Here is a 26299-nt window from a genome sequence, read left to right as displayed (position 1 = left end):
CACGTGCAGCCGGTCGCCGGGCATGCGCCTCACGCCGTACCGGTGCGGACACGCTGCGTGACCGCCGCACCGTCGCACCCGTTCCGCCGTGCGTTCTGGGATATCATGACCGACGTCCAGGATCCGTCGGCACACCCGGATCCGGAGGGTGGAGCGGTGGAAGAAGCGCGCGTCGCCGTCGTCATCGAAGACGAAGAGGACATCCGTTCGCTCCTGTCGACGGTTCTGGCCCAGGCTGGATTCGAAGTGCACGGCGCAGCCGACGGCGCAGCGGGCGTCGAGCTGGTCCGCACCCATAAGCCGCTGGTCACGACACTCGACGTGAACATGCCCGGCATCGACGGCTTCGAGACCGCCAAGCGCATCCGCGCCATCAGCTCGACCTACATCGTGATGCTGAGCGCCCGCAGCGAGGAGATCGACGCCCTGCAGGGGCTCGAAGCCGGCGCCGACGACTACGTCGCGAAGCCGTTCCGCCCGCGAGAGCTGCGGGCGCGCATCGACGCCATGCTGCGACGCCCGCGCCACGTCGCACCGCCCGACGGCGACACCGCGGTGGCGCCGGCGGCATCCGAGGACTTCTGGCTCGAGCACCACGGGCTGCGTCTGAACGCCGCCATCCACGTGGTGACCGTCGACGGCCAGGACGTCGAGCTGACGCGCAGCGAGTTCGACATCCTCGCCGACCTGCTGGTGGCAGGGCGGCGCGTGCGGGCGAAGTCGGACCTCGCCCTCATGCTGCGCGGCGACCAGTACGCGGTCAGCGACTTCGTGTCCGACAGCGACGCGCGCGCCATCGAGGTGCACATGGCGAACCTGCGCCGGAAGCTCGGCGAGTCGCCGGCACAGCCGCGCTGGATCGAGACGGTCCGCGGTGTCGGCTACCGACTGACCGCCTGAACCGGGATGGCGGATCCCCGCCGGTCACACCGCGGCGGGGCCGAAGGCGCCTCGCCGAGCCGCTACTCGCCGTCGTCGATCAGCACGGAGGTCTCGACGTCCACGGCCGCACGGCTCGCGGCCTCTCGCGCCGCCCGGATGAGCTCGGCCGGGTCGTAGCCGGCCGTCTCGCTCAGCGCGACGCCGACGCCGACGACGGGGATCACTCCCCCGCCGACCTTGCCGAGGTCGTCGAACAGGCCGCGGTAGATGGCGCCGGCCTGACGTCGCGCCTCCTGCGGGGACGCGACGGCGATCCCGACGACGAGTCCGGTCGGACCGTCCTGCCCCACCACAGCGTTGGTCGGGGCGTGGCGGCGCACGCCGGACCGCCAGGTCGCCGCGACCGACCCGGCCACGTCGCTGCCGAAAGCGGTCGAGATGGGATCCAGGTCGTCGAGGCGCAGGGCCGTCACCGCGACCGCTTCATGTCGACGTGCCGCGCGCCGGCAGATGCCCTCGAGGAGGACGGCGAACGACTCCTCGCTCACGATGCCCTGCTCCTGGTCGACCGCCCGCGCGTCGCGCAGGTAGCCGCGCATCGGCGCCCGGCTCGCACGCAGCACGGACGTCACGACCACGGCCACGATGGTCAGCGTCACCGTGAGGAAGCTCGTGCTCACCGTGCCGAACGCCGTCTGGAACAGGGCGCTGTCGGGTCCGGAGGTGACGAAGGCGGTGGTGCGCGACACGTAGTACAGCGACTGGAACCCCAGCACCGCTCCGAGTACCCAGGCCGTGCGCGATTCGCGCATCTCGCCGCGGAGGCACTCGACCGCGCCGGCGCCGGCGAAGCCGAGGAGCGGCACGAACATCCACAGCGCGCCTGCCCAGTCGCCGCCGTCCGGACCCGCGAACGCCACGCCGAGCGCGGCCGCGACGACGGCGCCCGCCACGAGGAGCGCCGACCAGCGCATGCGGCGCCCGTTGAATCGGCGGCATCCCAGCCACATGCATCCGGTACCGGCCACGAAGGCGGCGTTGCCGACAGCGATGGCCCACCAGGCGCCGTCGGACTGCACCCACACGGTGTACGCGAGTGTCGTGAGCATCGCCGAGAGGAACCCGATCGACCAGATGCGTCCCGCTCCCTCGTCGCGACGCAGCAGCGTCTCGAGGATGAACAGCACGCCGCTGACGTTGACGACCAGCGCGGTCATGATGTGGACGCTCGCCAGATCCAGAATCATGGTGCGTCTCCTTCCGGGGCGATCGCGGGCAGCTTCACGATGAAGGTCGACCCCACTCCCGGCGCACTGTGCAGGGCGAGTTCGCCGCCGTGCGCGCGCACGATGTCGCGGGTGATGGCAAGACCGAGACCGGTGCCGGTGCGCCGATCCGCGCCCGCCTTGTAGTAGCGCTGGAAGAGCCGGGAGCGATCCGCGTCGGAGATGCCCACGCCGGTGTCGCGCACCAGGATCCAGCTCGAGGTGCCGTCGGTCGTGGTGCCGACGAAGACGGTGCCGCCGTCCTTGTTGTAGGCGATGGCGTTCGAGACGAGGTTGTCGACGACCTGGCGCAGCCGAAGCGGGTCCGCCCACGCGGTGGCGGGTTCCAGGCCGGTCACGTCGATCGTGATGGCGCGCCCCGCGGCGCGCGGCAGCGCATCGGCGGCAGCGGCGGCCACGAGTTCGCGCGCGTCGATGGTCTGCGGAGCGAGGGATGCCTCCACCGAGGATGCTGATGAGCTCGACGCGGCGAGGATGTCGGCCACGATGCGCAGCAGCCGTTCGGCGTTGCGCTCGGCGACGTCGAGGTTGGCGCGCACCGCAGCGGGGGTGTCGGGGTCTTCCATCGCGAGGTCGAGGTAGCCGAGGATCGCGGTGAGCGGTGTGCGCAGCTCGTGCGACACGGACGCGACCAGGTCGTCGCGCGCGCGGAGCGCGGTGAGCTCTGCCGTCACGTCCCTCGAGACGACCACCGCGCCGGCGTCGGCGCCGTCGGGATCGGTGAGCCGCCGCGCGGTGATGGTGAGCGCACGGCGCGGACCCGGCTCCACCCCGAACCACACCACCTGGTCGTCGAACGCCTCGCCGCGGCGCGCACGCTCGAGCGGAAGCTCGTCGGGCGGCAGCGGTGAGCTGCCGTCGTCGCGGAACGCCGGAACCTCGGCGCGGTCGTCGTCCGGCTCGAAGCCCTGCTGAAGCCTGCCGTGCGCCTCGTTGGTGACGGCGACGCGTCCGGCGGGGCTGATGCGGACGACACCGAAATCGACCGCGTCGAGTACCTCGGTCACGACCTGCTCCTGACGTCGGGTGCGCGCGAGGATGCTCTGCAGGAGCTGCGACTGCTTCGCCAGGAGCATGCGCTGGGCATCGGAGCGACGGGCATTGAGGTGGCTCGTGGCGGCGACGGCGAAGAGCACGAGGGGCAGCAGCAGCGTGCGGTACGTCACCGCGGTGGCGCTGAGGGCGGTCAGCACGCTGACGATGCCCGCGATCGCCACGATCACGCCGAACAGCCCCAGCAATCCGAACCCGCCGGCGAGCCACATCGTGGGGAAGATCCACAACAGGCCGAGCACGGTGTCGGGCGCCGCGACCTGCATGAGTGTGATGGCCAGGATGTCGAGCGCGGGCACGACCGCGAGCCACCCGTACGGCAGGCGACTCCACGGCACCACCAGTGTCGCCGCGGTGACGACGACCACCACGACTACGCCGCTGAAGAACAGCACCGGCTCTCCGGTGAACGGTCCGACGGCGACCAGGACGCCCAGCACGAACACCACGGCCGCGAGGAGCAGCTGGTTGAGCATCGCGGTGCGGCCCCGGGTGCGGTCAGCCGCCTCGGGTGCGGTCACACCGGGGCGGGAGCGCACCGCGGGCGCGCCCGCGTCGCCCGGCATCGCGGCGGTCATACCGCGACGGTAACGGATGCCGCGCCCCGCCGCTGGCAAGGGCGCGCTCGGCTTCCCCGTTCGGGGGCCGCCGTGCCGGGGCGTCAGAACCCGAAGTCGCCGCCGAAGTCCCCGAATCCGCCGGCGTCCGAGGCCGCCGCGTCGCCGCCCCAACCGGACCCGCTGTCGCCCCAGCCGGAGCCGCTGTCGCCCCAGCCGGCGTCGGTCGCACCGGCCTCACCGCCGGTCTCGCCGTCTGCGCCGCCGGCATCCGCTCCCTCTTCGGAAGACCCGTCCTGGTTGCTCTGGTCGTCGGCGAAGGTCGGGGCGAGGAACGAGCTCACCAGCGCCGAGCCGATGACGTAGCCGACCACGGTGCCGAGGATCGACGAACCCAGCATCGAGCCGAACGACGGCCCCTGACGCTGGGGTCCGAGCGTGCGCTCCATGAAGCCGGGGTTCAGGTACTCGGCTCGTGTCGCTGCACGGGCCATCGTCTGGGGATCGCTGGAGCGGGGCTGCTCGGCGGAGGGCAGTCCTGCAGAGAGCTCGGCGAGCACCTGCTGACGCTGGGGCTCGGTGAGCCTGCCGAACGCCTCGGCGTGCACCTGCTCGATCGTCTCAGGCGGTGCGGTGCGCAGCAGGTACCGGTAGCGCTCGATGGCGATCTCGTCCTCGCTGCGCGGCGGCTGCATCCCCGGGGTCTGAGTGCCCGACGCTTGAGGCGCCGGCTGCGCGCCGTAGGTGTTCTGCGGCACGGGCGGCGCCTGGCGCCCGTCGTCCGCGCCTCCGAAGAGTCGATCGAAGATTCCCATGGTCTGCTCCGTCGTGTGTGGATGCCGGTGGACTCCGAGGCTAGGGGCGGATCCTCCAAGCCTGCTGGAGGATCGCGGTCGTTCTCCGAGAGCGTAGGGCCGTCATCCTCGGGCCGCGATCGCCTCGCTGAGCCACCTGGTGTGCAGCGCCCACGGATCGTCGACGCCCGCGGCCAGCTCGTCGATGTGCGCCATGAGGGCCTCGGAGCGGCGGAACCACTCGGTCCGCGGATAGCGGTCGTCGGCGAACTGCAGGTGGCGCCGCTGCTCGAGGGCACGACCGCCGCGCTCGAACGCCAGCAGGTCGTCGTGCCAGAGTGCGGCGAGGCGCTGCCGCGGGTTGGAGCTCGTGCCGATCTTCACGCGGTCCGCGTATCCCAGGTAGTACACGACGTCGACGCGCGGCGGCGCGAACTCGGCGTCGGGAACGTCGCCGTGGCGCCATTCGCACACCGCGCACAGCCACCCCGAGGGATACCGCACGCCCAGCCGCGAGCCGCAGACGCCGCAGGGTGACGGCAGCGCGTCCGTGACGCCGTACTGGGAGTCGCACCACTCGGACGCGGCGGCGAGGTGCCGCTCGCAGAGGGCGACAGGGCTGTCGGCGGGCACGGGGCCGCGGCATCCGTCGTCGTCCATCAGGCAACGGGCGGACGCGAGCTTCGAGGACACACGGCGACAGTACCCGCGACCACCGACGCCGTGACCCTCGGGGGGACGCGAAAGGGCCGCCACCCCGACCTCGCGGTCGGTGGTGACGGCCCTTCTGCAGTCCGGTTCAGCGAACCGGGCGGCTCAACTCAGGATCAGCGACCCGAGAGCTTCTCGCGCAGAGCCGCGAGAGCCTCGTCGTCCGCGAGCGTCCCACCGGAGCCGGTGTCGGACGAGTACGAGGACGAGCCCGTCTCGGCCGGGGCGGCAGCCTCGGCCTCGAGCGCCTTCGTGACGGCGGCCTTGTGAGCCTCCCAGCGAGCGTGGGCAGCGGCGTACTCCTGCTCCCACTTCTCGCGCTGCTCGTCGAAGCCTTCGAGCCACGCGTTGGTCTCGGGGTCGAAGCCCTCGGGGTACTTGTACTCCCCGTTCTCGTCGTACTCCGTGACCATGCCGTAGAGGGCCGGGTCGAACTCGGTGCCGTTGGGGTCGACCGACTCGTTCGCCTGCTTCAGCGAGAGCGAGATGCGGCGACGCTCGAGGTCGATGTCGATGATCTTGACGAAGACCTCTTCGCCGACCGACACGACCTGCTCGGCGAGCTCGACGTGCTTGCCCGACAGCTCCGAGATGTGCACGAGGCCCTCGATGCCGTCCGCGACGCGCACGAATGCACCGAACGGAACGAGCTTGGTGACCTTGCCCGGCGCGACCTGACCGATCGCGTGCGTGCGGGCGAAGACCTGCCACGGGTCCTCCTGCGTCGCCTTGAGCGAGAGCGACACGCGCTCGCGGTCCAGGTCGACCTCGAGGATCTCGACGGTGACCTCCTGGCCCACCTCGACGACCTCGGACGCGTGCTCGATGTGCTTCCACGAGAGCTCGGAGACGTGCACGAGGCCGTCCACGCCGCCCAGGTCGACGAACGCACCGAAGTTGACGATCGACGAGACCGTGCCCTTGCGGACCTGGCCCTTGTGCAGGTTGTTGAGGAACGTCGTGCGCGACTCGGACTGCGTCTGCTCGAGCAGGGCGCGGCGCGACAGCACGACGTTGTTGCGGTTCTTGTCGAGCTCGAGGATCTTCGCCTCGATCTCCTGGCCGAGGTACGGCGTGAGGTCGCGGACGCGGCGGAGCTCGATCAGCGAAGCGGGCAGGAAGCCGCGCAGGCCGATGTCGACGATCAGACCACCCTTGACGACCTCGATCACGGAGCCGGTGACCACACCGTCGTTCTCCTTGATCTTCTCGACGTCGCCCCAGGCACGCTCGTACTGCGCGCGCTTCTTGGACAGGATGAGGCGGCCTTCCTTGTCCTCCTTCTGGAGAACGAGGGCTTCGACCTCGTCGCCGACCTTGACGACCTCGTTGGGGTCGACGTCGTGCTTGATGGAGAGCTCGCGCGAGGGGATGACGCCCTCGGTCTTGTAACCGACGTCGAGGAGCACCTCGTCGCGGTCGATCTTCACGACGGTGCCCTCGATGAGGTCGCCGTCGTTGAAGAACTTCAGGGTCTTCTCGACCGCGGCCAGGAAGTCCTCGGCAGATCCGATGTCGTTGATCGCGACCTGCTTGGTGGCCGGGGCGGTCGTTGCGGTAGTCATGTAGTGGGTTGTCCTTGTTGGGTTTGGTGTCGGGCTCCGGCTTTCAGCGACATCGTCGCGCGAGGGCGAACGAATGCCTCGAGCCGAGGCGAAGCGGATTTTCCAGCGATGTCACCCGGACCCTTGCGGGATGCGGAAAGCCGGTGCAAACCGGTACCCGAGCGTGGCGAAACAGCCACACGAGTGACACTCCAGGGTAACAGAACGGCCGGGTCGACCGCGATGTTCCCTTGCGGACCGAAATCGGGGCCGCGGCGAGCTGCCTGAAACCCCTGGCGAGGAGGCTCCGCGCGAGCCGTCGGCGGCGCGGCGAGGGGGCGCGGGGACCGTCGGCTGCGGCGCCCGATCAGCGCGGGAGCTGGATCGGAGCGGTGTTCGTGCGGTCGGGGTCGAACGGTTCCGGCGCCGACGAGGGCTCCCCTCGCAGCTGGGCGAGCCGCTCGTCCTCGCGCCGCTGCGCGTCGGCGAGCCAGTCCCATCCCGATGGGTTCGCGGCGGGACGCACCTCGGGCACCGGGGCGGTGGGGTTGTCGTCGCGGCGCGGCTCCGCCGTCGTGACGGATGCCGCGGGTTCGGGCGGCATCGGCGGCGCGAGGTGCGCGCCGCCGAACTGATCGCCGCGGCCGGCGGCACCACGGAGGCCCGCCTGCTGGATGACACGCTGGATCGTCAGTCCGCGTTCGTCGGGGTCGCCGACGTAGCGGATCTCGCGGAGCCCCTGCTCCTGCGCCGCGGACTCGAAGACGAAGTGACCGTAGCCGAAGATCCTGCCGACGATCGGCTTGTACACCGAGATGTCGAGGATGCGCGCGAGCGGCATCGTGGCGATCCGCCGCGACAGGATGCCGTGCACGCGGAAGACGCGCATGTTCGTGATGACGAACCGGTCGGTGTGCTGTTCGAAGTACCGCCAGATCGCGTGACCCGTCACCGCGGCGCCGAGGAGCGCCGGAACCCACCAGGCCTGAGCCGGCACGAAGAACGACAGGAGGAGCACGACGATTCCGCCGAACAGCTCGAGGACCGCCGAGACGGTGGCCGCCCAGTGCTTGCGGACCTCGTCGACGATGCGTTCGCCCTGATCGGTGATCAGGTGCTTCTCGATCCGCGGATCGAACACGGTCAGCCCGCGGCGAGAGCCATGAAGAAGTCGACCACGGCGGCACCGGCGCCCCACACGGCGCCGATCGCGCCCTGGACGGCGTTCGCCGCGTCCTGCGGGCGGGTGATGAGGTAGAACGCCGCGAACGCGATGACGAGCACCACGACGATGCGCTTGACGAGCTTCACGGTCCGGGGTTCCCTTCGACTTCTGCTGTTCTACCGCACGGCGGGCGTTGTGTGCGCAGGCGCGCGGGCGCGTCGCCGATCACGCGAGGACCGTTCACCCCGTGCGCCCGCGCGTCAGGGCCGCAGCAGCACCTTCGTGGCGCGGCGCTCGTCCATGGCGGCGTACGCCTCGGCGGCCTCCGTGAGCGGCAGCTCGAGATCGAACACCAGGCCGGGCCGGATCGCGCCGGACCGGACGTCGGGCAGCAGCTCCTCGATGTAGCCGCGGACGGGCGCGACCCCGCCGTTGACGCCGACGTTGCGGTTGAACATCTGCCGCACGGGCAGCTCGGGGCCGCCGTTGGGCACGCCGACGTAGCCGACCATGCCGCCGGGGCGCGCGGACCGCAGCGCCTGGTCCATCGACTCCTTCGTGCCGACGCACTCGAGCACGCGGTCGGCGCCGATGCCGCCGGTGAGCGCCCGCACCGCCTCGACGCCGGCATCCCCTCGCTCCTCGACGATGTGGGTGGCGCCGAACTCGCGGGCGAGCGCCTGGCGCTGCGGATGCCGCGACATCGCGATGATCGTCGTGGCGCCGAGCCGCCGGGCGGCGATGACGGCGCAGAGGCCCACCGCGCCGTCGCCCACGACCGCCACGGCATCGCCCGGGCCGACACCCGCCGACACCGCGGCGTGGTGGCCGGTGCCCATGACGTCGCTGAGCGTCAGCAGGCCGGGAATCTCGTCATCGCCCACCGGCCCCGGCACGACGGCGAGGGTGCCGTCGGCGAGCGGGACGCGCACCCGCTCGCCCTGGCCGCCGTCGGCGAGTCCGCCGAAACGGTCGTCACTCCCCCACCAGCCGCCGTGCAGGCACGACGTGCTGACCCCGTTCCGGCAGTTCGCGCAGGTGCCGTCGCAGACGTAGAACGGGGCGATCACGAAATCGCCGGGCCGGACGACACGGACGTCCCCGCCGACCTCCTCGACGATGCCGACGAACTCGTGCCCGATCCGATGCGGTTCGTTCGTGGGCGTGACACCGCGGTACGGCCAGAGGTCGGAGCCGCACACGCAGGACGCGACGACGCGCACGATGGCGTCGGCGCCGGTGGACAGCACGGGGTCGGGCACGTTCTCGACGCGGATGTCGCGGGCAGCATGGATGACGGTGGCGAGCATGGATCGAGCCTAGAACCGCCAGCGCCTGCGCGGCGCCGCTGGCACCATGGACGCATGTGGATCGGGTGGATCGAGTTCGACCCGCTCCTCGGCGACATCCGCTCGCTGAAGGAGAAGCGCAGCGTGCTGCGACCCCTCATCGCCGAGCTCAGCCGCCGTACCGAGGCGGCCGCCGCCGAGGTCGGCGAGCACGACCTTCACCGGAGGGCGGGCATCGGCGTGTCGGTCGTCGCGGCGGAGTCGTCGCACGTGCGGGACGTGCTCGATCGCGCCGAACGGCTGGTCGCCGACCGCCCCGAGCTCACGCTGCTGTCGGTGCGGCGGGGGCTGCACTCGAGCGAGGACTGAGGTCAGCCGGCGATCGCGTGCCCGATGGGCTCGTCGCCGGCGCCGAACCGGATGGTGCGTCCGATGGTGCGGTCGTCGGCGATCGTCGCGGCGATCGCAGCGGCGACGTCTGCACGAGGCACCTCGCCTGCGCCCTCCGGGTCGAGCGCGATGCGCCCCGTGGGCGGATCGAGCGTGAGCGTGCCCGGCGCGAGGATCGTCCAGTCCAGTCCGCTCTGGGCGAGGTGGGCGTCCGCCGCCCACTTGGCGTCGGCGTAGGCGAAGAACGAGGACTCCCGGGCGACGCCGTGGTCGGCGCGAGACCCGATCCACGACACCATGACGTAGCGGAGCACGCCGGCCGCCGCCGCGGCGTCCATCGAGCGCACCGCGGCGTCGCGGTCCACCGCGTAGGTGCGCGCGGGGCTGCCTCCGCCCGCGCCCGCCGACCACACGACGACGTCGTTGCCGGCGACGAGGTTGGTCAGCTGGTCGAGGTCGAGGATCTCGACGTCGGCGACCACCGGCTGCGCGCCGGTCGCGGCCACTTCGGCCTCCTGCGAGGAGTCACGGATGACGGCTGTCACGGTGTGCCCCTGCGCCACGAGCATCGGCTCGAGCAGCAGTGCGACCTTGCCGTGTCCGCCGAAGATCAGGATGCGTGCCATCGGGTCTCCCTCCGTCGCCTGCCACGATACGCCCGAGCCGCTGCGGTGCTAGGTGGCGGAGCCGCCTGTGCCCGGGTCGACGCCGGCGGATGCCGGATTACCGGCGGTGGCGGCATCCGTCTCGCGCTCCGTTCGTGCGAGCAGGCTGTGCCGCCGGCCCCACAGCAGATAGAAGGCCAGCACGACCGCCACCCACACCGCGAACCAGGCGCAGGTCGACCAGCCGAGGCCGGTGATCAGGTACAGGCAGGCGAGGATCGACAGCACCGGAGTCACCGGATAGCCCGGCACCCGGAACGCGCGCGGCAGATCGGGGCGTGTGCGTCGCAGCACCATGACGCCGATCGAGACGACGATGAACGCGACCAGTGTTCCCATCGAGACCAGGTCCCAGAGGCTCGAGAGCGGGATGAAGCCGGCCAGAAGCGCCACGGCGATCGCGACGACGACCGTCGAGAACACCGGCGTGTGGGTGCGCGGGTCGACGCGGGCGAACGCCTGCGGGATCAGCCCGTCCCGGCCGATCGAGTACAGGATCCGGGTCTGGCCGAAGAGCGTCACAAGAGTGACCGAGAAGATCGAGATCACCGCGCCCGCAGCGAGCACCGTCGCGGGCCATGCGGCGCCCAGCACGTCGCCGAGGATGACGGCGAGGCCGGCGCTCTGCTGGCCGGCGTCTTCGAAGTCCGTCCACGGCTGCGCGCCGACCGCCGCGATCGCGACGAAGAGGTAGACGGCGACGACCGTCGCCAGCGCGATCAGGATCGCCCGGGGCAGCGAGCGCTGCGGGTCGCGCACCTCGTCGCCCGCGGTCGAGACGGCGTCGAGGCCGATGAACGTGAAGAAGATCGTCCCCGCGGCCGCCGTGACCCCCGCAGCGCCGTGCGGAGCGAAGTCGGCGAAGTTGTCGGTCTGGAATGCGGTGACGGCGATCGCGGCGAACATGAGCAGCACGCCGAGCTTGATGATCACCATGACGGTGTTCACGGCTGCCGACTCGCGTGTCCCGCGAATGAGGAGGAGCGCGCACAGCCCGACGAGGATCACCGCCGGCAGGTTCACTATGCCGCCCTCGAGGGGGCCGGCCGACAGCGCGGCGGGGATGTCCCACCCGAAGAGGTCGCCGACGAGGCGGTCGAGGTAGCCGCTCCACCCCGATGCGACCGCAGCGGTCGAGACGCCGTACTCGAGCATGAGGCACGCGGCGACGCCCATGGCCACGATCTCGCCGAGCGTCACATAGGCGTAGGAGTAGGTCGAGCCCGACACCGGCACCGCGGAGGCCATCTCGGCGTAGCAGACGGCCGACAGCCCGGCGGCGATCGCCGCCACGAGGAACGCCACGATCACGGCGGGGCCGGCGAGCGGCACGGCCTCGTGCATCACGAAGAAGACGCCGGTGCCGACGGTGGCACCGACGCCGAGCATCGCGAGCTGGAACGTGCCGATGCCACGGGTGAGCCCTCCGGGCGAGGGCGCGGGCGGCGCCACGGGCTTCCGCCGGAACAGTTCTCGGGCCAGGCTCATTTCGTCCGTTCTCGTCGGCGACCGTGGTTGCACGCGAGTCTAGGACCGCGCGGCGCGAGCGCGCGTCCTCCCGCCTCGGGGTGCGGCGCCACCCACTAGCGGCTCCGGCGGTCGGCGACAGGCGGGCAGGCTCAGGCCGCGAGGGCGACGCGGTCGGCCATGATCGCGCGGACGGCGTCACGGCCGGCGCGGTTGGCTCCGACGGTCGACTGCGACGGTCCGTACCCGATGAGGAAGAGCCGGGGCTCGTCGATCGAGCGCCCGTTCTCGACGCGGAAGCCGCCCTCCGGCGTGCGCAGCCGCAGCGGGGCCAGGTGGTCGAGCGCGGGGCGGAAGCCCGTGGCCCAGAGGATCACGTCGGCGGGCTCGAACGACCCGTCCGGCATCCGCACGCCGTCCTCCTCGATCGAGGCGAACATCGGATGCCGCACCAGCACGCCGCGTGCCTCGGCCGCCCGCGCCCACGGGGTCCAGTGCATACCGGTGACCGAGATCACGCTCCCGGGCGGGAGTCCCCGGCGCACGCGGTCCTCGACGCCCGCGATCGCCGCGACACGTGCCGGGATGTCGAAATCCGCCTCGACCCATTCCGGCTCGCGGCGCGTCACCCAGAACGTGTCGGCCACCTGCGAGATCTCGTCCAGCAGCTGCACCCCCGAGACGCCGGCACCGACCACGATCACTCGCTGCCCGCGGAACTCCTCCGCCGAGACGTAGTCGGCGACGTGCAGCTGGCGGCCGCGGAAGCGCTCCTGCCCGGGATAGTGCGGCCGGAACGGTCGCGTCCACGTGCCGGTCGCATTGATCACGTACCGTGCCGTCCAGGTTCCGCCGTCGGTCTCGACCACGAGCCGCCCGCGCGGGTCGTCGTCGGCGCGGCGCACGCCCTTCACCTTCACCGGCCGCAGGACGTCGAGGGCGAACCGCTTCTCGTAGTCGGCGAAGTACGCCGGGAGGATGTCGCGGCTCGCGGCGACGGGGTCGGCCGGCGGCACCTCGAACCCCGGCAGCTCGTGGATGCCGTTGACCGTCGCCATCCGCAACGACGGCCAGCGGTGCTGCCACGCGCCTCCGGGCGCGGGATTGGAGTCGAGGACGAGGAACGTCGGCTCGGCGCCGTTGGCGCGCTGCGCCGCTGCGAAGCCGCGGCGCTGCAGATGGTAGGCGGCCGAGAGCCCCGCCTGCCCCGCGCCGATCACGACGACGTCGACGGCTGCGGGCTCCATGCCGGGCTCAACAGCATCCGGCCCACGGGGATTCCCGCGGGCCGGATGGACAGATGGTGAATTGCGACCTCAGTTGAGGGCGCGCGTGGACGCGGGGATCACGCCGTCGCGGTACAGGTCGGCGGCGACATCCTGCAGCGCAGTGAGCGCGACGCGCTGCGGCATCGGTCCGTACGAGATGCGAGCGACGCCCAGCGCCTCGTACTCCCCCGCCGCCAGGGCGCCCGGCAGGCCGATGACGCTGACCTTGCGCTCGCCGATGCCCTCGACGAGGCGCCGCGTGATGTCGGCGTTCAGGATGCCGGGGACGAACACGAGGTCGGCTCCTGCCGCCAGGTAGGCGCGGCCGCGCTCGATCGCGTCGGCGATCGATTCGTCGAGCGGACGCTTGCCCGCCCGCACGAACGCGTCGGTGCGCGCGTTCAGCACGAACGGCACGCCCTCGGCGGCGCCCGCCGCGACGATCGCCTCGACGCTCGCCACAGCTTCGTCGAGCGGGCGCAGGCGGTCCTCGACGTTGGCGCCCACGACGCCCTTGCCGATCGCGCGGCGCGCGGTCTCGCCTGCGTCGCCGTAGCCGTCGTCGAGGTCGGTGGTGACGGGCAGATCACCCACGGCCTCGACGATGCGGCCGACCATGTCGAGGGTGATGTCGAGCGGGATCTCGCCGTCGGGGTAGCCGAACGCCGCGGCGATCGCGTGGCCCGCGGTCGCGATGGCGCGCGTCTCGGGAAGGGCGGCGATGGTGCGGGCCGACACGGCGTCCCACACGTTCACGACGCGCAGGATCTCGGGCGCGGCGTGCAGCTGCGCGAGGGTCTGTGCTTTCTCAGCCTGAGTGGTCATGCATGTCACGCTATCGGCGCCACGACCCTTCGAAGACCGTCAGGACGGCAGGATCTCGCCGTCCACGTACCACCAGCGCGCACCGCGGCGGAGGAACCGGCTGCGCTCGTGCAGCACGCCCTGCTCGTGTCCGTGGCGCCAGGCCGCGCGGAACTCGACGACCCCGCGTGCATCGCCTTCTCCGCCGGCCTCCACCTCCACGATGTCGAGGCCCGTCCACCGCTGGGCCGGATCCAGCGACAGCTCCTCGGGCCGGGTTCCGGGATGCCACGTCGCGACGAGATGACGCTCATCGCCCACGACGAACGCCGTGTAGCGCGAGCGCATCAGCGCCTCGGCCGTCGGCGGAGAGGTTCCCTGCAGCGCGGGGGCGCAGCATCCGTCGAAGCGATCGCCACTGCCGCAGGGGCACGGATCTGCGCCTGCCACGCGCGGGAAGCCCCCGCCGGCGGCTCGGGATGCCGCGGCGCCGAACGACACGTCAGACGCCGGCCTTCTCGGCGCACGAGACGCAGCGGGTCGCGAAGGGACGCGCCCGCAGACGCGCGATCGGGATGCCGCGACCGCAGTCCACGCAGACACCGTAGGTGCCGCCCTCCCAGCGCCGGACGGCCTCGTCGATCTCGGCGATCTCGCGGCGTGCAGCCTCTTCGAGCGCCACAGCGCGGGCCCACTCCCCCGACAGGGTCACGCCCTCGGGATCGTGTTCGTCGTCGGCGACGTCGCCACGGCGGTCGGCACGCAGCTCTGCCAGGTTCTCGTCCATCGCCGCGACGCGCGCCGTCGCCGCATCATGCAGCTCATCCAGGAGCGCTCGCAGCTCGGTCCGGCTCGCGGCGGTGGTCATCGCAAGAGGATACGCCCGGTTGTCACGGCCACGCCGCAGCCATGCCGGATGCCGCCACAGGGCGCACGCGCTGAGCCACAGGGGCCGGGCGATGACCCCGGGCGTCATGAGGAGCGCACAGCGCCTGCACGGCAGGCGTGTGGCGTTCACGCGGGCGGGCGATAAGGAACTCCCAGGTGGGATACGGAAGCTGAATGCCATGCGGGGAGCGGGAACACGTTCCGGCTCGCGCAGACCCCACGGCGATGCGTCGCCGGGTCCACTCCTCGTGCCCTACCCGAAGGGCACGAGGGGCGGTCCCATCGGCCCGCCCCGAAGCCGGCGATCCGCACCCCCGGGCGTGATCGTCGGCTTCCCCCGCCCCTGCTGTGGATAACTCGGTCGGCGGGCGGGTGGCACCGGTTAACGTGGGGGCGTGAGGACTCGAGTCACGGCTGCGGCGCTCGGCGCTCTTATGCTGCTGACGCTCGCAGGCTGCACCACGCCGGGGCCTACGGACCCGACACCGACGCCGACGTCCGCATTCGCCAGCGAGGAGGAAGCCTTCGCCGCCGCGGAGGCTACGTACCGGGCATATGTCGATGCCGTGAACGCGCGCAGAGAAGATCCCACCGCCGTGCCGCCGCCCACCGACTTTCTTATCGCCGATGCGCTCGAAGCCGAGATCAGCGCAGAGAACATCAAGACCGCGGAGGGTCTATCCATTAGTGGTAGGACGGTGGTCACCGCAGTCAAAGGTGTGAACTGGGAGCCACAGCGTGGTGAAGTCGAGCTCACCATCTGCGTCGACTCAAGCGGGACGACGGTCCACGATGTAACAGGCGCGGATGTCACCCCAGCGGACCGCGCAGAGACGTATGCACTGAGGGTTCAGTTCGAGGTCATGTCGAAAGTCATGGTGATCGCTTCGACGCAGCAAGACGCAAACGCCACATGCTAACCGTCCTCGCCTTGGCTACGGCCCTGCTGCTTCCCGCCGCGCCGCAGGTGAATTCCGTCGAATGCTCGTTCCAACTGCAGGAGCTTGGGCGGTGCCCAGATGTTTCGAACGACGGATCCCAGGTCGACGTCAGTGCGAGCCAGTCACAACGGGGAGGCGCCTCTCAGACGGGCCCGCGAGAACCGGATGGCTACGCGCCGGCGCCCACGCCCCCACCCCGAGACTGCGGCCCCCTCAACCGCTGCGGCGGCTTGACCGTCGTCACGAACGCCGTCCCCGATGTCACCCTCGCCGACCTGGCGTCGTTCCGTCCCGCAACGCCGACCCTCGCCGGCGAGCCGGCGGGCTTCGGTGTCGTGGGCATGCCGACGAACCTGCTCGCGTCGGCATCCGAAGAGCGCATCCCGGGCACCGTGCTCGGCTGGGATGTGACCGTGCGCTTCGAGCCGGTCGCATACGTGTTCGACAACGGCGACGGTACGACGACGCGCGCTGCCACGGGCGGGTCGTCATGGACGAGCCTCGGGCAGGGGCAGTTCACCCCGACCGCGACCAGCCATGTGTACGGCGAGCGGGGAACGTACGGGGCGTCGGTGACGGTCGAGTACGCGGCATCCGTCGACTTCGGCAGCGGTATCTGGCGCCCCGTGCCCGGTGTGGTGCGCGCCGCGGCCGCGGGCTACGACGTGCGCGTCGTCGAGGTGCGGACGGCGCTCGTAGACCGCACGTGCGACGAGGATCCCACCGGTCCCGGCTGCTGATACTCGCCGGCGACGAACCGGCGCGCGCGATGCACGAGCCGCACGGTCGTTCGCAGCGGGACGCCGACCGCATACGCGACCGCACCGGCGGCGGAGGTGTCGCCGCGTCCCAGGGCGACCCGGCGCTCCCAGGCGTCGCGCAGCCCGCCGCCGCGCCGTGCGAATCCCGCGCGAGGCGGCAGGCGAGCCGCTGATCGCTGAGCCAGCAGCGCTTCGACGTGCTCGGTCCAGTCGTCGGCCTCGGGGTGGTGGAAGTAGTTGTCGTCGAGCCACTCCGGATCCGGATGCCGGAACCGGCGTGCCACGACATCCTCCTCGCCCGCGAGCAGATCGGCGTCGGCGAGGGTCTCGTTGATGAGCTGCGGCGAGACGCCGAACGTGTCGAGGGCGATGACCGGGATGCCGCGCGCGATCGCCTCGATCGCCGCGGTCGAGCTCACCGTCACCAGCCCCTCCGCCATGGTCAGCGCATCGCGCATCGGCCCCGTCGAGGTGACCAGGTTCGGCGGCAGCGGACCCAGCGACGCGAGCAGCTCGGGATAGCCGTCCTGCTCGACGTGCGTCTGGTGCTCGCCGGTCTCTGCGCGCAGCTTCACCACGACCCGCCGCGACGGGTCCGCCTCGGCGGCGCGGACGAGCATCCGGGCGATCCCGAGGCGGTCCGCTCGCTCGGCCGGAACCTTGGCCTGCGCCGCGAAGACGAGGTCGCCTCCGGCCGGGGTCGGCGCGCCCGCCCCACCGGCAGCCACCCGAGCGCCTCGGGCGAACGGCAGGGTCGCCAGCGCGTACCGATGCGCGTACCCGGTGCGCGCCGACAGCGCCGCGAACTCCCGCAGCTCGCGCCGCGAATGCACCACGAAGAGGTCGCACTGCAGCCGGTAGACGACGGCGCGGCGGGTCGCCGGGATCGAGATGCCCGGCAGCCCCGTCACGACGACCGGCCGGTGCGGGAGGGCGGCGAGGTCGCGCGCGAGCACGCGGACCAGGGGGCCTCGCGCTCCGATCACGACGACGTCGGCTCGCAGCTCGGCGAGTCGCGCGGTCAGCCGGCCGTACGCGATCCGTTCCACGCGGTCTCGCGCAAGGCGACTGCCGGCGAGCGCCGAGGCGAGCTGGCCGTCGCTGACCACCAGGGGTGTGTCGAGCACCAGCAGTGCGGCATCCCATCGCTCCGCCGCGTCGCCGACCGTCAACCCGCCGAGGAGCGCCGCCGCCCACTTCACATACGAGTCCGTATCGGCGATCGCGACGACGCGGGGCCTGCCGTCGGCGGGCGCGTGCGGACTCACGCGGGAACGCGGCGCAGCTTCGCCATGGGCGCGAGCTCGCCGGGGTACACGCGCTTGACGCCGTCGCCGAGCGCCGCCTCGATGACGCGGATGTCGCGCACCAGGTGCTGCAGACCTGCCGGTTCGAGCGAGGCCGCGTGGTCCGATCCCCACATCGTGCGGTCGAGGGTGATGTGGCGCTCGACGGCGACGGCGCCGAGCGCGACGGCGGCCAGCGAGATCTGCAGTCCGCGCTCGTGTCCCGAGTAGCCCACCGGCACCCCGGGGTAGCGATCGCGCAGCGCCGGGATCATGCGGATGTTCGCCTCTTCCGGCTCCATCGGGTACGTCGAGGTCGCGTGCATGAGCACGAGGCGGTCGGTGCCGAGCACCTGGATGGCCGCGTCGATCTCCTCGCTCGTCGACATGCCGGTCGACAGGATGACGGGCTTGCCGGTCTCGCGCAGGGCCTCGAGCAGCTCGATGTCGGTGAGCGACGCCGACGCGACCTTGTGCGCGACCACGCCGAGATCCTCGAGGAAGGCGACGCTCGGCACGTCCCAGGGCGAAGCGAACCACTCGAGCCCCCGCAGCAGGGCGTGTTCCGAGATCTCGATGTACTGGTCGCGGTCGAACTCGACCCGGCGACGGTACTCGAGGTACGTCATGCGCCCCCACGGCGTGTCGCGCGGGATGTCGCGCATGTGCTCGGGCGTGGCGATCTCGGGCGTGCGCTTCTGGAACTTCACGGCGTCCGCCCCGGCGTCGGCGGCGACGTCGATGAGCCGCTTGGCGAGGTCGACGTCGCCGTTGTGGTTGAGCCCGATCTCGGCGATGACGTAGGCGGGGCGCCCGCCTCCGACGACGCGGGATCCGATGGTGACGGTCATGATGCCTCCAGTGGTGCTGTGGGGTGATCGGTTGCAGGGTTGCGCCCGCCGGGTCGCTCGGCCTCGTGCGGAGCGGGGGCGGCCGCGGACGGCCGCGCGGCGAGTACGCGCTCAGCCAGATCCCGCACCGCGCCGTCTCCGCCGCGGCTGTCGAGGACGACGCGCGCGGCCGAGAGGACCAGCGGGTGGGCCTCGGGCACCGCGACGGGCCACCCGACGAGTTCGAGGCAGGCGAGGTCGTTGACGTCGTTGCCGAGGTACGCGATCCGCGACAGCGGGATGCCGTGGTCCTCGGCCCATTCCCGCAGCACGGCGGCCTTGTCGGCGGCTGCCTGTCGCACGTCGACGCCCAGCTTGCGTGCGCGCGCCGCGACCACCGGGTTCGCCTCGGTCGAGAGGATGAGGAACGGGATGCCGGCGGCCCGCAGCAGTGAGACCCCCATGCCGTCCGACCGGCTCACGGTCACCGACTCGAGGCCGTTCTGGTCGACGCGCACGGTGTCGTCGGTGTGCACCCCGTCGAAGTCGGTCACCACGGCGTCGACGGCGACCGCGCGATCGCCCCGGCTGTCACGGTCGGCGAGCGGCGCGAGGCGCCGTGCGAGCTCCATCTCGTCCGGCGTGTCGATCTCGATCGCCGTGCGCGGTGCGACCTCGGCGATGCCGACGCTCCCGAAGAACCGGTGCCGGGCGGCGCGGAACCCCGCGGCGCGCATGACGTAGAAGCCGCCGGTCTCGAGGTAGTGCGGCTCGCGATCCTGTCGGCGCGGGCGCACGTCGATCTCGTGATTGATGGGCTCGGCGGCGTCGCCGAGACCCTTCTCCCACAGGAAGCCGTACGTCTCCACCGCCGAGAAGACGCTGTCACGCCGGCGGGATCGCACGAGCTGCACGGCTGCGGTGAGCGCATCGACGTCGATGAAGGGCGACGTGGCCTGCAGGAACGCCAGCACGCCCACATCGACCTTGCGCGCCTCCAGCGTGTCGAGTGCATGCAGCAGCGCCCCTTCGCTGGACGCCTGGTCGCCCGACAGCTCAGCGGGCCGCTCGATGATCTCGGCACCCCACTCGGCGGCGACCGCCGCGATGTCGGCGTCGTCGGTCGTCACGACGACCCTGTCGATGGCCGGGCACCGGCGCGCCGCGTCGACGGCACGCGCCACGAGAGGCACGCCCCCGACCCGCTGCAGGTTCTTGCGCGCGATGCCCTTCGAGCCGCCGCGCGCGGGGATGATGGCGACCGCCTCGCTCATGCGGCGGCCGTCCGTGCCGAGCGGCGGGCGCCGCCGTTCCGGCCCACGACATCCGTGAGCACCCGTGCGCCGGTGCCCGCGAGCACGAGCGGCAGCGTCGTGGTGGTGCTGGATGGGAGGGTGTGGACGTCGAGCGGATGCCGCGCCCCGGCCAGCACGAGTTCCACCGGCAGGCCGGTCCGGTGGATCCGCAGACCGGGAACCGTCGCCACCGCGTCCAGCTGCTCGGCGGTCTCGCGGCGATGCGGGAGGTACACGGCGCCGCCGGCTGCGGCATCCCGCACCCACCGCACGTAGTCGACCAGCATCATGCGGCCGTCCACGGGCAGCGCGCTGCCGAGCACGATGCGCCTTCCGAGCGCGGGCGCCGCGGGCGCGGTCGCGCGGGTCCACGAGAAGTCGTGGCGACGGATGCCGAAACCGCGGTCGGCAAGCCCGTCGAGGCGGTCGGCGCCGAGGTCGAACGCGGTGAAGAAGCCGGCGCGCCGCGAGGCGGCGCGCCGATGCACGAGCTCGGCGGCGAACGGCGCGACGACGGTGGTGAGACCGCGCTCGGCGACATTCGGCCGCGCGTAGGGACGACGGCCGAGCAGCGCGTCGGCGTATGCGATCGCGTACGCGCCGTCGTCCAGGAACGTGACGCGGTGCGGGCGCAGCGCCGCGGCGGCGAGGCGGAACTGGCCCGAGAACCCGTCGCCGACCAGCCAGTGGCCGTGACGGGCGAGCAGACTCCACGGCACGCCGAGGTAGGGCGCCAACTCGCCGAAGCGCGCGCCGCGGGCGAGCAGCTCGTCGGCCGTGGCCGAGATCTGAGGCGTCAGCCGCCCGGCCACCGGCACCGTCCGTCCGTGCGACGCCGCCCACTCTGCGGCGCCGATCAGCTGCAGGGGCGACTCGACCCACGCCAGCACGTCTTCGCGACCCATGGCGCCTCCTCTCGCGGAAATCCCGCCCGTGTGTCAGTCCAGGACTGTCTCCCCACGGTGGGCGCGAGACGTGAACGAGACGGGTGCCGACGTGCGACCGGCATCCGTCGCGCAGGTGAACGGCGGGTGGCGCTCGGGTCGCCCGGCGGGCGTCGGAGCCGCATGCCAGGATGAACGCGTGACCGACCGCCTGATGCTGCTCGACTCCGCGTCCCTCTACTTCCGCGCGTTCTACGGGGTGCCCGACACGGTGCGCGCACCGGACGGCACGCCCGTCAACGCCGTCCGCGGCTTCCTCGACATCATCACGCGGCTCGTGACCACCTACCGCCCGACCCATCTCGTGGCGTGCTGGGACGACGACTGGCGGCCGCAGTGGCGGGTGGACCTCATCCCCACCTACAAGACGCACCGCGTCGCCGAGGTGGTCGCCGGCGGCCCCGACGTCGAGGAGGTGCCCGACCCGCTCGAGGTGCAGGTCCCGGTGATCCGAGAGGCGCTCGGCATCCTCGGCATCCGCGTCGTCGGCGCCGCCGAGCACGAGGCCGACGACGTCATCGGCACCCTGGCGACGACGGCGACCATGCCGGTCGACATCGTCACCGGCGACCGCGATCTCTTCCAGCTGGTCGACGACGCCCGTGACGTCCGCGTCGTCTACACCGCGCGCGGCATGAGCAACCTCGAGGTCCTCACCGACGCCGCGGTCGTCGCGAAGTACGGCATCCTCCCCTCGCAGTACGCGGACTTCGCCACCCTGCGCGGCGACTCGTCGGATGGCCTCCCCGGCGTGGCGGGGATCGGCGACAAGACCGCGGCCGGACTGCTCGCGACCTACGGCGACCTCGCAGGAATCGTCGAGGCGGCAGAGCTGGGCGAGGGCATGGCCGCCGGCGTGCGCGCGAAGGTGCTCGCCGGACTGCCCTATCTCGCCGTCGCCCCGCAGGTGGTCGCCGTCGTCCGCGATCTCCCGCTGGAGGTGTCCGACCCGCGCCTGCGCCCTCTCGACGAGCACGCGAAGGCGGATGCCGCAGCCCTCGCCGAGCGGTGGGCGCTCGGCACGGCGATGACCCGCATCATCGACGCGCTCGACGCCGTCTGACGAAGCCGTGACGCGCCGCCCGCCCGGCGGGGCGGAACCGGCAGCGGATCAGGCGCGGCGCTCGCGTCCTGTCCACTCACGCAGCCGCGACAGCGGCCAGGTCGTGACGATCCGGTCGGGAGGCACTCCCAGCCGCTCGGCGCGCTCGGCACCGTAGTCGAGCAGCGACAGCTGCCCGGGCGCGTGCGCGTCCGAATCGATCGAGAAGAGGCATCCGATCTCCAGCGCGAGCGCCATCAGCTCGTCGGGCGGATCCTGGCGCTCGGGACGGGAGTTGATCTCGACCGCGACGCCGTGCGCCTCGCACGCCTCGAACACCGCACGCGCGTCGAACGTCGAGGGCGGCCGCGTTCCCCGGGAGCCCTCGACGAGCCGGCCGGTGACGTGGCCGAGCACATCGGTGTGCGGATCCGACACCGCCGCCACGAGCCGACGGGTCATCGGCCCGCGCTCCATCCTCAGTTTCGAGTGCGCCGAGGCGACCACGACGTCGAGCCGATCGAGCATCTCGCTCTCCTGGTCCAGCGTGCCGTCCTCGAGGATGTCGACCTCGATGCCCGACAGCAGCGTGAACCCGTCGCCGCTCATCCCCGCCACCACCTCGAGCTGAGCGCGCAGCCGCTCGGACGAGAGGCCGTTGGCGACCCGCAGCCGGGGCGAGTGGTCCGTCAAAGCAAGGTACTCGTGGCCGAGCGCGCGGGCGGCATCCACCATCAGGTCGATGGAGGTCAGACCGTCCGACCAGTCGCTGTGCGCGTGAAGATCGCCGCGCAGCAGCGGCCGCAGCGTCGAGGCGCGCTGCACGCCGGCGCGCTCGCGCAGATCGACCAGGTACCCGGGGACTTCTCCGCCCAGCGCCTGCTGGATCACCGCGAAGGTGGATTCGCCGATGCCCTTGCGCCGACGAAGGGCTGCGGAATCCCGCAGCTCTGCGTCGGTCAGTCCCTCGATGGCGTCGGCGGCGGCCCGGAACGCCTTCGACTTGTACCGAGACGACCGCTCCCGTTCGAGGAGCGTCGCGATCTCGCTGAGGGCGTCGTGAGGGTTCACGTCGTGTGCGGCCGCCTGATCAGACGACGTTCGTCCGCTTGATCACCACCGGCACGCTCGCGAGCCGATGGATCGCCCAGCCGAACAGGATCGCGAGCACGCCCATGCCTGCGGCGAACAGCGCGACGCCGTACGCGACGATCGAGGTGAACAGCGAGGCGCGCAGGAACGACGCCTGCATCACCGTCGCGCGCACCGGGTCGTCCTGGTCGAGCTCGGCGTAGGTCTTGCCACCGGATGCCTCGAGCGCGTGGTGGTTGATGATGTCGGCCTGCACGAAGGCGGTGAAGGGGCCCGTCACCTGCTGACCCTGGAACGCCGCGGCGTCGTCGGGAATCGTGATGTTCTCGGCCGACAGCTGGTTGGTCACGCCGATCCACGCGATCACGCCGACGATGATCAGCAGGATGCCGCCCACGATGCCGAGGATGCCGACCGCCTTGACCAGGCCGACTTTCTTCTCGGGCGGCTCGATCACGTCGGCGGTGCGGGGCTCTTCCTGGCTCATGCGTCCTCCTCGATCACGGGTGCGTTGTGGCACACGCTATCGGCGGGCGCCGGTGCCGCGGAAGAGCGCGCGCCGTGCAAAACCAGGAGCCGCACGAAGGCGGGGCGGAGCCCGTCAGCGCGAAAGCGCCTTCGTGGTCTCGACCCAGCGCTCGAGCGTCGCCGTGGCCGCTCCCGAATCGATCGCGGCCGCCGCGGCGTCGCGCGCCTCGGCGAGCCGCTCCAGGATCGGCCGCTGCACCTCTGCGGCGTCGCGGAACAGCCGATAGGCGACGATGCCGGCGGCCGCATTGAGCAGGACGATGTCGCGCACCGGGCCCTCCTCGCCGCCGAGCACGCGGTGCACGACCGCGGCGTTGTGCGCGGGGTCACCCCCGAGAAGATCGTCGATGTCGGCCACCGGGATGCCGAGGTCGCGCGGATCGAGGTCGTGCTCGTGGATGTCGCCGCGGCTGACCTCCCAGAGCCGGCTGTGCCCGGTGGTGGTGAGCTCGTCGAGCCCGTCGTCGCCGCGGAACACCAGCGCCGTCGCGCCGCGCGTGCGGAAGACGCCGGTGATCAGCGGCACGCGGTCGAGGTGCGCCACGCCGACCGCGTTCGCCTCGGCGCGCGCAGGGTTGCAGAGCGGCCCGAGGAAGTTGAACACGGTCGGCACCCCGAGCTCGCTGCGCGTCGCGCCGGCGTGCTTGAAGCCCGGATGGAACGCCGCGGCGAACGCGAACGTGATCCCCGCCCGCGAGAGCGTCTCGGCGACCGCGTCCGGAGACAGCGCGAGGTCGACGCCCAGCGCGCCCAGCACGTCGGACGACCCCGACGACGAGCTGGCGGCCTTGTTGCCGTGCTTCACCACCGGGATCCCGGATGCCGCGGCCACGAGCGCGGCCATCGTGGAGACGTTGACGGTGCCGAAGCGGTCCCCTCCGGTGCCCACGATGTCGAGCACCGCCGCGTCCACCGGAAGCGGCAGCGCCGCCTCCAGGATGGCGTCGCGGAAGCCGACGATCTCGTCGACGGTCTCGCCCTTCGCGCGCAGCGCGACCAGGAAGCCCGCGAGCTGGGACGGCGTGGCGCTGCCCGACATGATCTGCCGCATCGCCCACGTAGATTCCGAGACGCTGAGGTCGCGCCGCTCGAGCAGCGTGGTGAGGATTCCCGGCCAGGTGTACAGCTCCGCCATAACCGAGAAGCCTAGCCCGGCGCGCGAATCGGAACCCTTTCGTGACACGGCGTCCCACGCCGAGCGATTCTGCGTCTTCACCACGTGTTCACGGCGGAGTCGCAGGGTCCTCTTAGGTTGCCCTAAGTTCCCGCACGGGCAAAGAGATGGCCTCCGATGCGAAAATCGGGGCCCCGAATCGGCCATAATGGGGAGCGTGACGACCTCCACAGCGACCTACTCCCAGGCCATGCGGTCCGTCAAGCGGCCGGATCCGGTCGCTGTCGGAACCATCGTGTGGCTCGGCAGCGAGGTGATGTTCTTCGCCGGCCTGTTCGCGATCTACTTCACCCTGCGCAGCACCTCTCCCGAACTGTGGGCCGAGAGCACGCAGCTGCTGAACGTTCCCTACGCGACCGTGAACACGATCATCCTCGTGCTGTCGTCGGTCACGTGCCAGATGGGCGTCTTCGCGGCTGAGCGGTTCCAGCCCTACTCGCTGAAGAAGCGCGGCTGGCTCGGCTGGGGCATGGTCGAGTGGTTCTGGCTCACCTTCGCACTCGGCGCGATCTTCGTCTCCGGCCAGGTGTGGGAGTACGCCCAGCTCGTCGCCGAGGGCCTGCCGATCAGCGCGAACTCGTACGCGTCGGCGTTCTACCTCACCACCGGCTTCCACGCCCTCCACGTCACCGGCGGGCTCATCGCATTCCTCCTCGTGATCGGCCGCGCGTACGCCGTCAAAAACTTCGGGCGCAAAGAGATGACCTCCTCGATCGTCGTGTCGTACTACTGGCACTTCGTCGACGTGGTCTGGATCGCCCTCTTCCTCGTCATCTACTTCCTCAAGTGAGAGCGGAGCTGTAACCCGACATGGCACGAGAGACCACGCGCCGCTCAAAAGGCCGCCGCAGCCCCTGGGCCGCAGCCGCACTGATCGGCATCGGCCTGCTCATCACCGGTGGCGTCTACGCCGGGGCATCCGCCGCAATGGCGGCGACGACGCCCGAGACGGTGACGAACTCCGCCCTCACCGTCGAAGACGGCAAGAAGCTGTTCCAGGCCAACTGCGCCACCTGTCACGGCCTGGACGTGCAGGGCACGGACGACGGCCCCTCGCTGTACGGCGTCGGCGAGCTCGCGGTGCACTTCCAGATGAGCACCGGTCGCATGCCGTTGCAGATGCAGGGACCGCAGGCACCGCAGAAGCCGGTGCAGTTCACCGACGAGCAGATCGCCGCGATCGGCGAGTACATCCAGTCGATCGCCCCTGGTCCCAGCTACCCCGACGACGAGGTGCTCGACGGCGAGGGGAACGCCTCCGAGGGAGGCGAGCTCTTCCGCATCAACTGCGCCATGTGCCACAACGTGGCCGGAGCCGGCGGCGCGCTCACCGAGGGCAAGTACGCCCCGGCCCTGCACACCACCACTCCGCTCAACATGTACGCGGCGATGGTCACCGGTCCGCAGAACATGCCGGTGTTCAACGACATGACGCTGACCACCGAAGAGAAGCGCGACATCATCACCTACCTGCTCTATCTGCAGGACAACGAGTCGGCAGGCGGATTCTCGCTTGGCTCGCTGGGCCCCGTCTCGGAGGGCCTCTTCATCTGGATCTTCGGCATCGGCTCGCTGATCGCCATCACCGTGTGGATCACGGCGAAGTCCAACTGATCTACGTACGACACACGCAACACTGACGA

28 protein-coding genes are annotated in these 26299 nt (G+C 71.4%); 7 read left to right on the top strand and 21 right to left on the bottom strand.

Annotated features, from left to right (window positions below; translation table 11 throughout):
• Nucleotides 1-105 precede the first annotated feature (105 nt).
• Nucleotides 106-900 carry a response regulator transcription factor gene (locus ABG085_RS08230; protein WP_347978902.1) on the top strand — a complete coding sequence of 265 codons (795 nt, stop codon included), beginning with the start codon at nt 106-108 and terminating at the stop codon, nt 898-900.
• 62 nt (nt 901-962) lie between these two features.
• On the opposite strand, the gene ABG085_RS08225 is transcribed toward ABG085_RS08230, so the two are convergent.
• The 8 genes from ABG085_RS08225 to ABG085_RS08190 form a co-directional block, all read right to left on the bottom strand.
• Complete coding sequence (locus ABG085_RS08225) at nt 963-2129, bottom strand: hypothetical protein (RefSeq protein WP_347978901.1); 1167 nt, start codon at nt 2127-2129, stop codon at nt 963-965.
• Nucleotides 2126-3799, bottom strand: coding sequence for an ATP-binding protein (locus tag ABG085_RS08220; RefSeq protein WP_347978900.1), 1674 nt, complete (start codon nt 3797-3799; stop codon nt 2126-2128). The genes ABG085_RS08225 and ABG085_RS08220 overlap by 4 nt, the downstream gene beginning before the upstream one ends.
• Before the next feature lie 83 nt (nt 3800-3882).
• The gene (locus tag ABG085_RS08215) at nt 3883-4593 is read right to left on the bottom strand and encodes a hypothetical protein (RefSeq protein ID WP_347978899.1); all 711 of its coding nucleotides are present in this window, start codon (nt 4591-4593) and stop codon (nt 3883-3885) included.
• Nucleotides 4594-4695: 102 nt separating this feature from the next.
• The gene (locus tag ABG085_RS08210; RefSeq protein ID WP_347979145.1) at nt 4696-5232 is read right to left on the bottom strand and encodes a GIY-YIG nuclease family protein; all 537 of its coding nucleotides are present in this window, start codon (nt 5230-5232) and stop codon (nt 4696-4698) included.
• Between the two features lie 167 nt (nt 5233-5399).
• Nucleotides 5400-6848, bottom strand: coding sequence for a 30S ribosomal protein S1 (rpsA, locus tag ABG085_RS08205; protein WP_347978898.1), 1449 nt, complete (start codon nt 6846-6848; stop codon nt 5400-5402).
• A 346-nt stretch (nt 6849-7194) separates the two neighbouring features.
• Entirely contained in the window at nt 7195-7968 is a 774-nt protein-coding gene (locus ABG085_RS08200) for a PH domain-containing protein (protein WP_347978897.1), read from the bottom strand.
• Between the two features lie 2 nt (nt 7969-7970).
• Nucleotides 7971-8138, bottom strand: a complete 168-nt coding sequence (locus ABG085_RS08195; protein ID WP_204260153.1) for a hypothetical protein — start codon at nt 8136-8138, stop codon at nt 7971-7973.
• Nucleotides 8139-8252: 114 nt separating this feature from the next.
• Nucleotides 8253-9302, bottom strand: a complete 1050-nt coding sequence (locus tag ABG085_RS08190; RefSeq protein WP_347978896.1) for a zinc-dependent alcohol dehydrogenase family protein — start codon at nt 9300-9302, stop codon at nt 8253-8255.
• 54 nt (nt 9303-9356) lie between these two features.
• Between ABG085_RS08190 and ABG085_RS08185 the strand changes: the two genes are divergently transcribed.
• On the top strand, nt 9357-9650 hold the full coding sequence (locus tag ABG085_RS08185) for a DUF503 domain-containing protein (RefSeq protein WP_347978895.1): 294 nt from the start codon (nt 9357-9359) through the stop codon (nt 9648-9650).
• Nucleotides 9651-9652: 2 nt separating this feature from the next.
• On the opposite strand, the gene ABG085_RS08180 is transcribed toward ABG085_RS08185, so the two are convergent.
• The 6 genes from ABG085_RS08180 to ABG085_RS08155 form a co-directional block, all read right to left on the bottom strand.
• Nucleotides 9653-10297, bottom strand: a complete 645-nt coding sequence (locus tag ABG085_RS08180) for an SDR family oxidoreductase (RefSeq protein ID WP_347978894.1) — start codon at nt 10295-10297, stop codon at nt 9653-9655.
• A 48-nt stretch (nt 10298-10345) separates the two neighbouring features.
• A complete protein-coding gene (locus ABG085_RS08175) occupies nt 10346-11824 on the bottom strand; it encodes an amino acid permease (RefSeq protein WP_347978893.1) in 1479 nt (492 codons plus the stop codon).
• A gap of 131 nt (nt 11825-11955) precedes the next feature.
• Complete coding sequence (locus ABG085_RS08170) at nt 11956-13050, bottom strand: NAD(P)-binding domain-containing protein (protein ID WP_347978892.1); 1095 nt, start codon at nt 13048-13050, stop codon at nt 11956-11958.
• Between the two features lie 69 nt (nt 13051-13119).
• Nucleotides 13120-13896 carry an isocitrate lyase/phosphoenolpyruvate mutase family protein gene (locus ABG085_RS08165; protein WP_347978891.1) on the bottom strand — a complete coding sequence of 259 codons (777 nt, stop codon included), beginning with the start codon at nt 13894-13896 and terminating at the stop codon, nt 13120-13122.
• A 39-nt stretch (nt 13897-13935) separates the two neighbouring features.
• On the bottom strand, nt 13936-14376 hold the full coding sequence (locus ABG085_RS08160) for a YchJ family metal-binding protein (RefSeq protein ID WP_347978890.1): 441 nt from the start codon (nt 14374-14376) through the stop codon (nt 13936-13938).
• A 1-nt stretch (nt 14377) separates the two neighbouring features.
• Complete coding sequence (locus ABG085_RS08155) at nt 14378-14743, bottom strand: TraR/DksA family transcriptional regulator (protein WP_347978889.1); 366 nt, start codon at nt 14741-14743, stop codon at nt 14378-14380.
• 415 nt (nt 14744-15158) lie between these two features.
• Between ABG085_RS08155 and ABG085_RS08150 the strand changes: the two genes are divergently transcribed.
• Both ABG085_RS08150 and ABG085_RS08145 read left to right on the top strand, forming a co-directional pair.
• Complete coding sequence (locus ABG085_RS08150; RefSeq protein ID WP_347978888.1) at nt 15159-15683, top strand: hypothetical protein; 525 nt, start codon at nt 15159-15161, stop codon at nt 15681-15683.
• A 251-nt stretch (nt 15684-15934) separates the two neighbouring features.
• A complete protein-coding gene (locus tag ABG085_RS08145) occupies nt 15935-16444 on the top strand; it encodes a hypothetical protein (protein ID WP_347978887.1) in 510 nt (169 codons plus the stop codon).
• Here the strand turns inward: ABG085_RS08145 and ABG085_RS08140 are convergent.
• Genes ABG085_RS08140 through ABG085_RS08125 form a run of 4 tightly spaced genes read right to left on the bottom strand, consistent with a single transcriptional unit; the run spans nt 16363 to nt 20781 of the window.
• Nucleotides 16363-17733, bottom strand: a complete 1371-nt coding sequence (locus tag ABG085_RS08140) for a DUF6716 putative glycosyltransferase (RefSeq protein ID WP_347978886.1) — start codon at nt 17731-17733, stop codon at nt 16363-16365. The genes ABG085_RS08145 and ABG085_RS08140 overlap by 82 nt on opposite strands.
• The gene (locus ABG085_RS08135; RefSeq protein ID WP_347978885.1) at nt 17730-18602 is read right to left on the bottom strand and encodes an N-acetylneuraminate synthase family protein; all 873 of its coding nucleotides are present in this window, start codon (nt 18600-18602) and stop codon (nt 17730-17732) included. Before ABG085_RS08135 ends, ABG085_RS08140 begins: the two co-directional genes overlap by 4 nt.
• Nucleotides 18599-19855, bottom strand: a complete 1257-nt coding sequence (locus ABG085_RS08130; protein ID WP_347978884.1) for an acylneuraminate cytidylyltransferase — start codon at nt 19853-19855, stop codon at nt 18599-18601. Before ABG085_RS08130 ends, ABG085_RS08135 begins: the two co-directional genes overlap by 4 nt.
• Entirely contained in the window at nt 19852-20781 is a 930-nt protein-coding gene (locus ABG085_RS08125) for a hypothetical protein (protein WP_347978883.1), read from the bottom strand. The genes ABG085_RS08130 and ABG085_RS08125 overlap by 4 nt, the downstream gene beginning before the upstream one ends.
• A 178-nt stretch (nt 20782-20959) precedes the next feature.
• Between ABG085_RS08125 and ABG085_RS08120 the strand changes: the two genes are divergently transcribed.
• Entirely contained in the window at nt 20960-21883 is a 924-nt protein-coding gene (locus tag ABG085_RS08120) for a 5'-3' exonuclease (protein WP_347979144.1), read from the top strand.
• Between the two features lie 48 nt (nt 21884-21931).
• On the opposite strand, the gene ABG085_RS08115 is transcribed toward ABG085_RS08120, so the two are convergent.
• The 3 genes from ABG085_RS08115 to trpD all read right to left on the bottom strand — a co-directional run bounded on the left by ABG085_RS08115 (nt 21932) and on the right by trpD (nt 24617).
• Nucleotides 21932-22933, bottom strand: coding sequence for a PHP domain-containing protein (locus ABG085_RS08115; RefSeq protein WP_347978882.1), 1002 nt, complete (start codon nt 22931-22933; stop codon nt 21932-21934).
• 19 nt (nt 22934-22952) lie between these two features.
• On the bottom strand, nt 22953-23441 hold the full coding sequence (locus tag ABG085_RS08110; protein WP_347978881.1) for an aromatic ring-opening dioxygenase LigA: 489 nt from the start codon (nt 23439-23441) through the stop codon (nt 22953-22955).
• Between the two features lie 114 nt (nt 23442-23555).
• A complete protein-coding gene (trpD, locus tag ABG085_RS08105) occupies nt 23556-24617 on the bottom strand; it encodes an anthranilate phosphoribosyltransferase (protein WP_347978880.1) in 1062 nt (353 codons plus the stop codon).
• A gap of 187 nt (nt 24618-24804) precedes the next feature.
• Between trpD and ABG085_RS08100 the strand changes: the two genes are divergently transcribed.
• Entirely contained in the window at nt 24805-25446 is a 642-nt protein-coding gene (locus tag ABG085_RS08100; RefSeq protein ID WP_163619375.1) for a heme-copper oxidase subunit III, read from the top strand.
• A 20-nt stretch (nt 25447-25466) separates the two neighbouring features.
• A complete protein-coding gene (locus ABG085_RS08095) occupies nt 25467-26270 on the top strand; it encodes a cytochrome c (RefSeq protein WP_347978879.1) in 804 nt (267 codons plus the stop codon).
• The last annotated feature ends 29 nt before the right edge of the window (nt 26271-26299 follow it).

This window comes from Microbacterium sp. ProA8 (assembly GCF_039905635.1).
GTDB classification, from domain to species: Bacteria; Actinomycetota; Actinomycetes; order Actinomycetales; family Microbacteriaceae; genus Microbacterium; species Microbacterium chionoecetis.
Note: the sequence above shows the minus strand (reverse complement) of the source record. Positions and strands in the feature narration are given on the sequence as shown.

Excerpts from the sequence above, each read along its gene's own strand:
- ABG085_RS08230 (WP_347978902.1), top strand. The coding sequence starts at position 106 with ATGACCGACGTCCAGGATCCGTCGGCACACCCGGATCCGGAGGGTGGA.
- ABG085_RS08225 (WP_347978901.1), bottom strand. The coding sequence starts at position 2,129 with ATGATTCTGGATCTGGCGAGCGTCCACATCATGACCGCGCTGGTCGTC.
- ABG085_RS08220 (WP_347978900.1), bottom strand. The coding sequence starts at position 3,799 with ATGACCGCCGCGATGCCGGGCGACGCGGGCGCGCCCGCGGTGCGCTCC.
- ABG085_RS08215 (WP_347978899.1), bottom strand. The coding sequence starts at position 4,593 with ATGGGAATCTTCGATCGACTCTTCGGAGGCGCGGACGACGGGCGCCAG.
- ABG085_RS08210 (WP_347979145.1), bottom strand. The coding sequence starts at position 5,232 with ATGGACGACGACGGATGCCGCGGCCCCGTGCCCGCCGACAGCCCTGTC.
- rpsA (WP_347978898.1), bottom strand. The coding sequence starts at position 6,848 with ATGACTACCGCAACGACCGCCCCGGCCACCAAGCAGGTCGCGATCAAC.
- ABG085_RS08190 (WP_347978896.1), bottom strand. The coding sequence starts at position 9,302 with ATGCTCGCCACCGTCATCCATGCTGCCCGCGACATCCGCGTCGAGAAC.
- ABG085_RS08185 (WP_347978895.1), top strand. The coding sequence starts at position 9,357 with ATGTGGATCGGGTGGATCGAGTTCGACCCGCTCCTCGGCGACATCCGC.
- ABG085_RS08180 (WP_347978894.1), bottom strand. The coding sequence starts at position 10,297 with ATGGCACGCATCCTGATCTTCGGCGGACACGGCAAGGTCGCACTGCTG.
- ABG085_RS08175 (WP_347978893.1), bottom strand. The coding sequence starts at position 11,824 with ATGAGCCTGGCCCGAGAACTGTTCCGGCGGAAGCCCGTGGCGCCGCCC.
- ABG085_RS08170 (WP_347978892.1), bottom strand. The coding sequence starts at position 13,050 with ATGGAGCCCGCAGCCGTCGACGTCGTCGTGATCGGCGCGGGGCAGGCG.
- ABG085_RS08165 (WP_347978891.1), bottom strand. The coding sequence starts at position 13,896 with ATGACCACTCAGGCTGAGAAAGCACAGACCCTCGCGCAGCTGCACGCC.
- ABG085_RS08155 (WP_347978889.1), bottom strand. The coding sequence starts at position 14,743 with ATGACCACCGCCGCGAGCCGGACCGAGCTGCGAGCGCTCCTGGATGAG.
- ABG085_RS08135 (WP_347978885.1), bottom strand. The coding sequence starts at position 18,602 with ATGACCGTCACCATCGGATCCCGCGTCGTCGGAGGCGGGCGCCCCGCC.
- ABG085_RS08130 (WP_347978884.1), bottom strand. The coding sequence starts at position 19,855 with ATGAGCGAGGCGGTCGCCATCATCCCCGCGCGCGGCGGCTCGAAGGGC.
- ABG085_RS08125 (WP_347978883.1), bottom strand. The coding sequence starts at position 20,781 with ATGGGTCGCGAAGACGTGCTGGCGTGGGTCGAGTCGCCCCTGCAGCTG.
- ABG085_RS08110 (WP_347978881.1), bottom strand. The coding sequence starts at position 23,441 with ATGAGCCAGGAAGAGCCCCGCACCGCCGACGTGATCGAGCCGCCCGAG.
- trpD (WP_347978880.1), bottom strand. The coding sequence starts at position 24,617 with ATGGCGGAGCTGTACACCTGGCCGGGAATCCTCACCACGCTGCTCGAG.
- ABG085_RS08100 (WP_163619375.1), top strand. The coding sequence starts at position 24,805 with ATGGGGAGCGTGACGACCTCCACAGCGACCTACTCCCAGGCCATGCGG.
- ABG085_RS08095 (WP_347978879.1), top strand. The coding sequence starts at position 25,467 with ATGGCACGAGAGACCACGCGCCGCTCAAAAGGCCGCCGCAGCCCCTGG.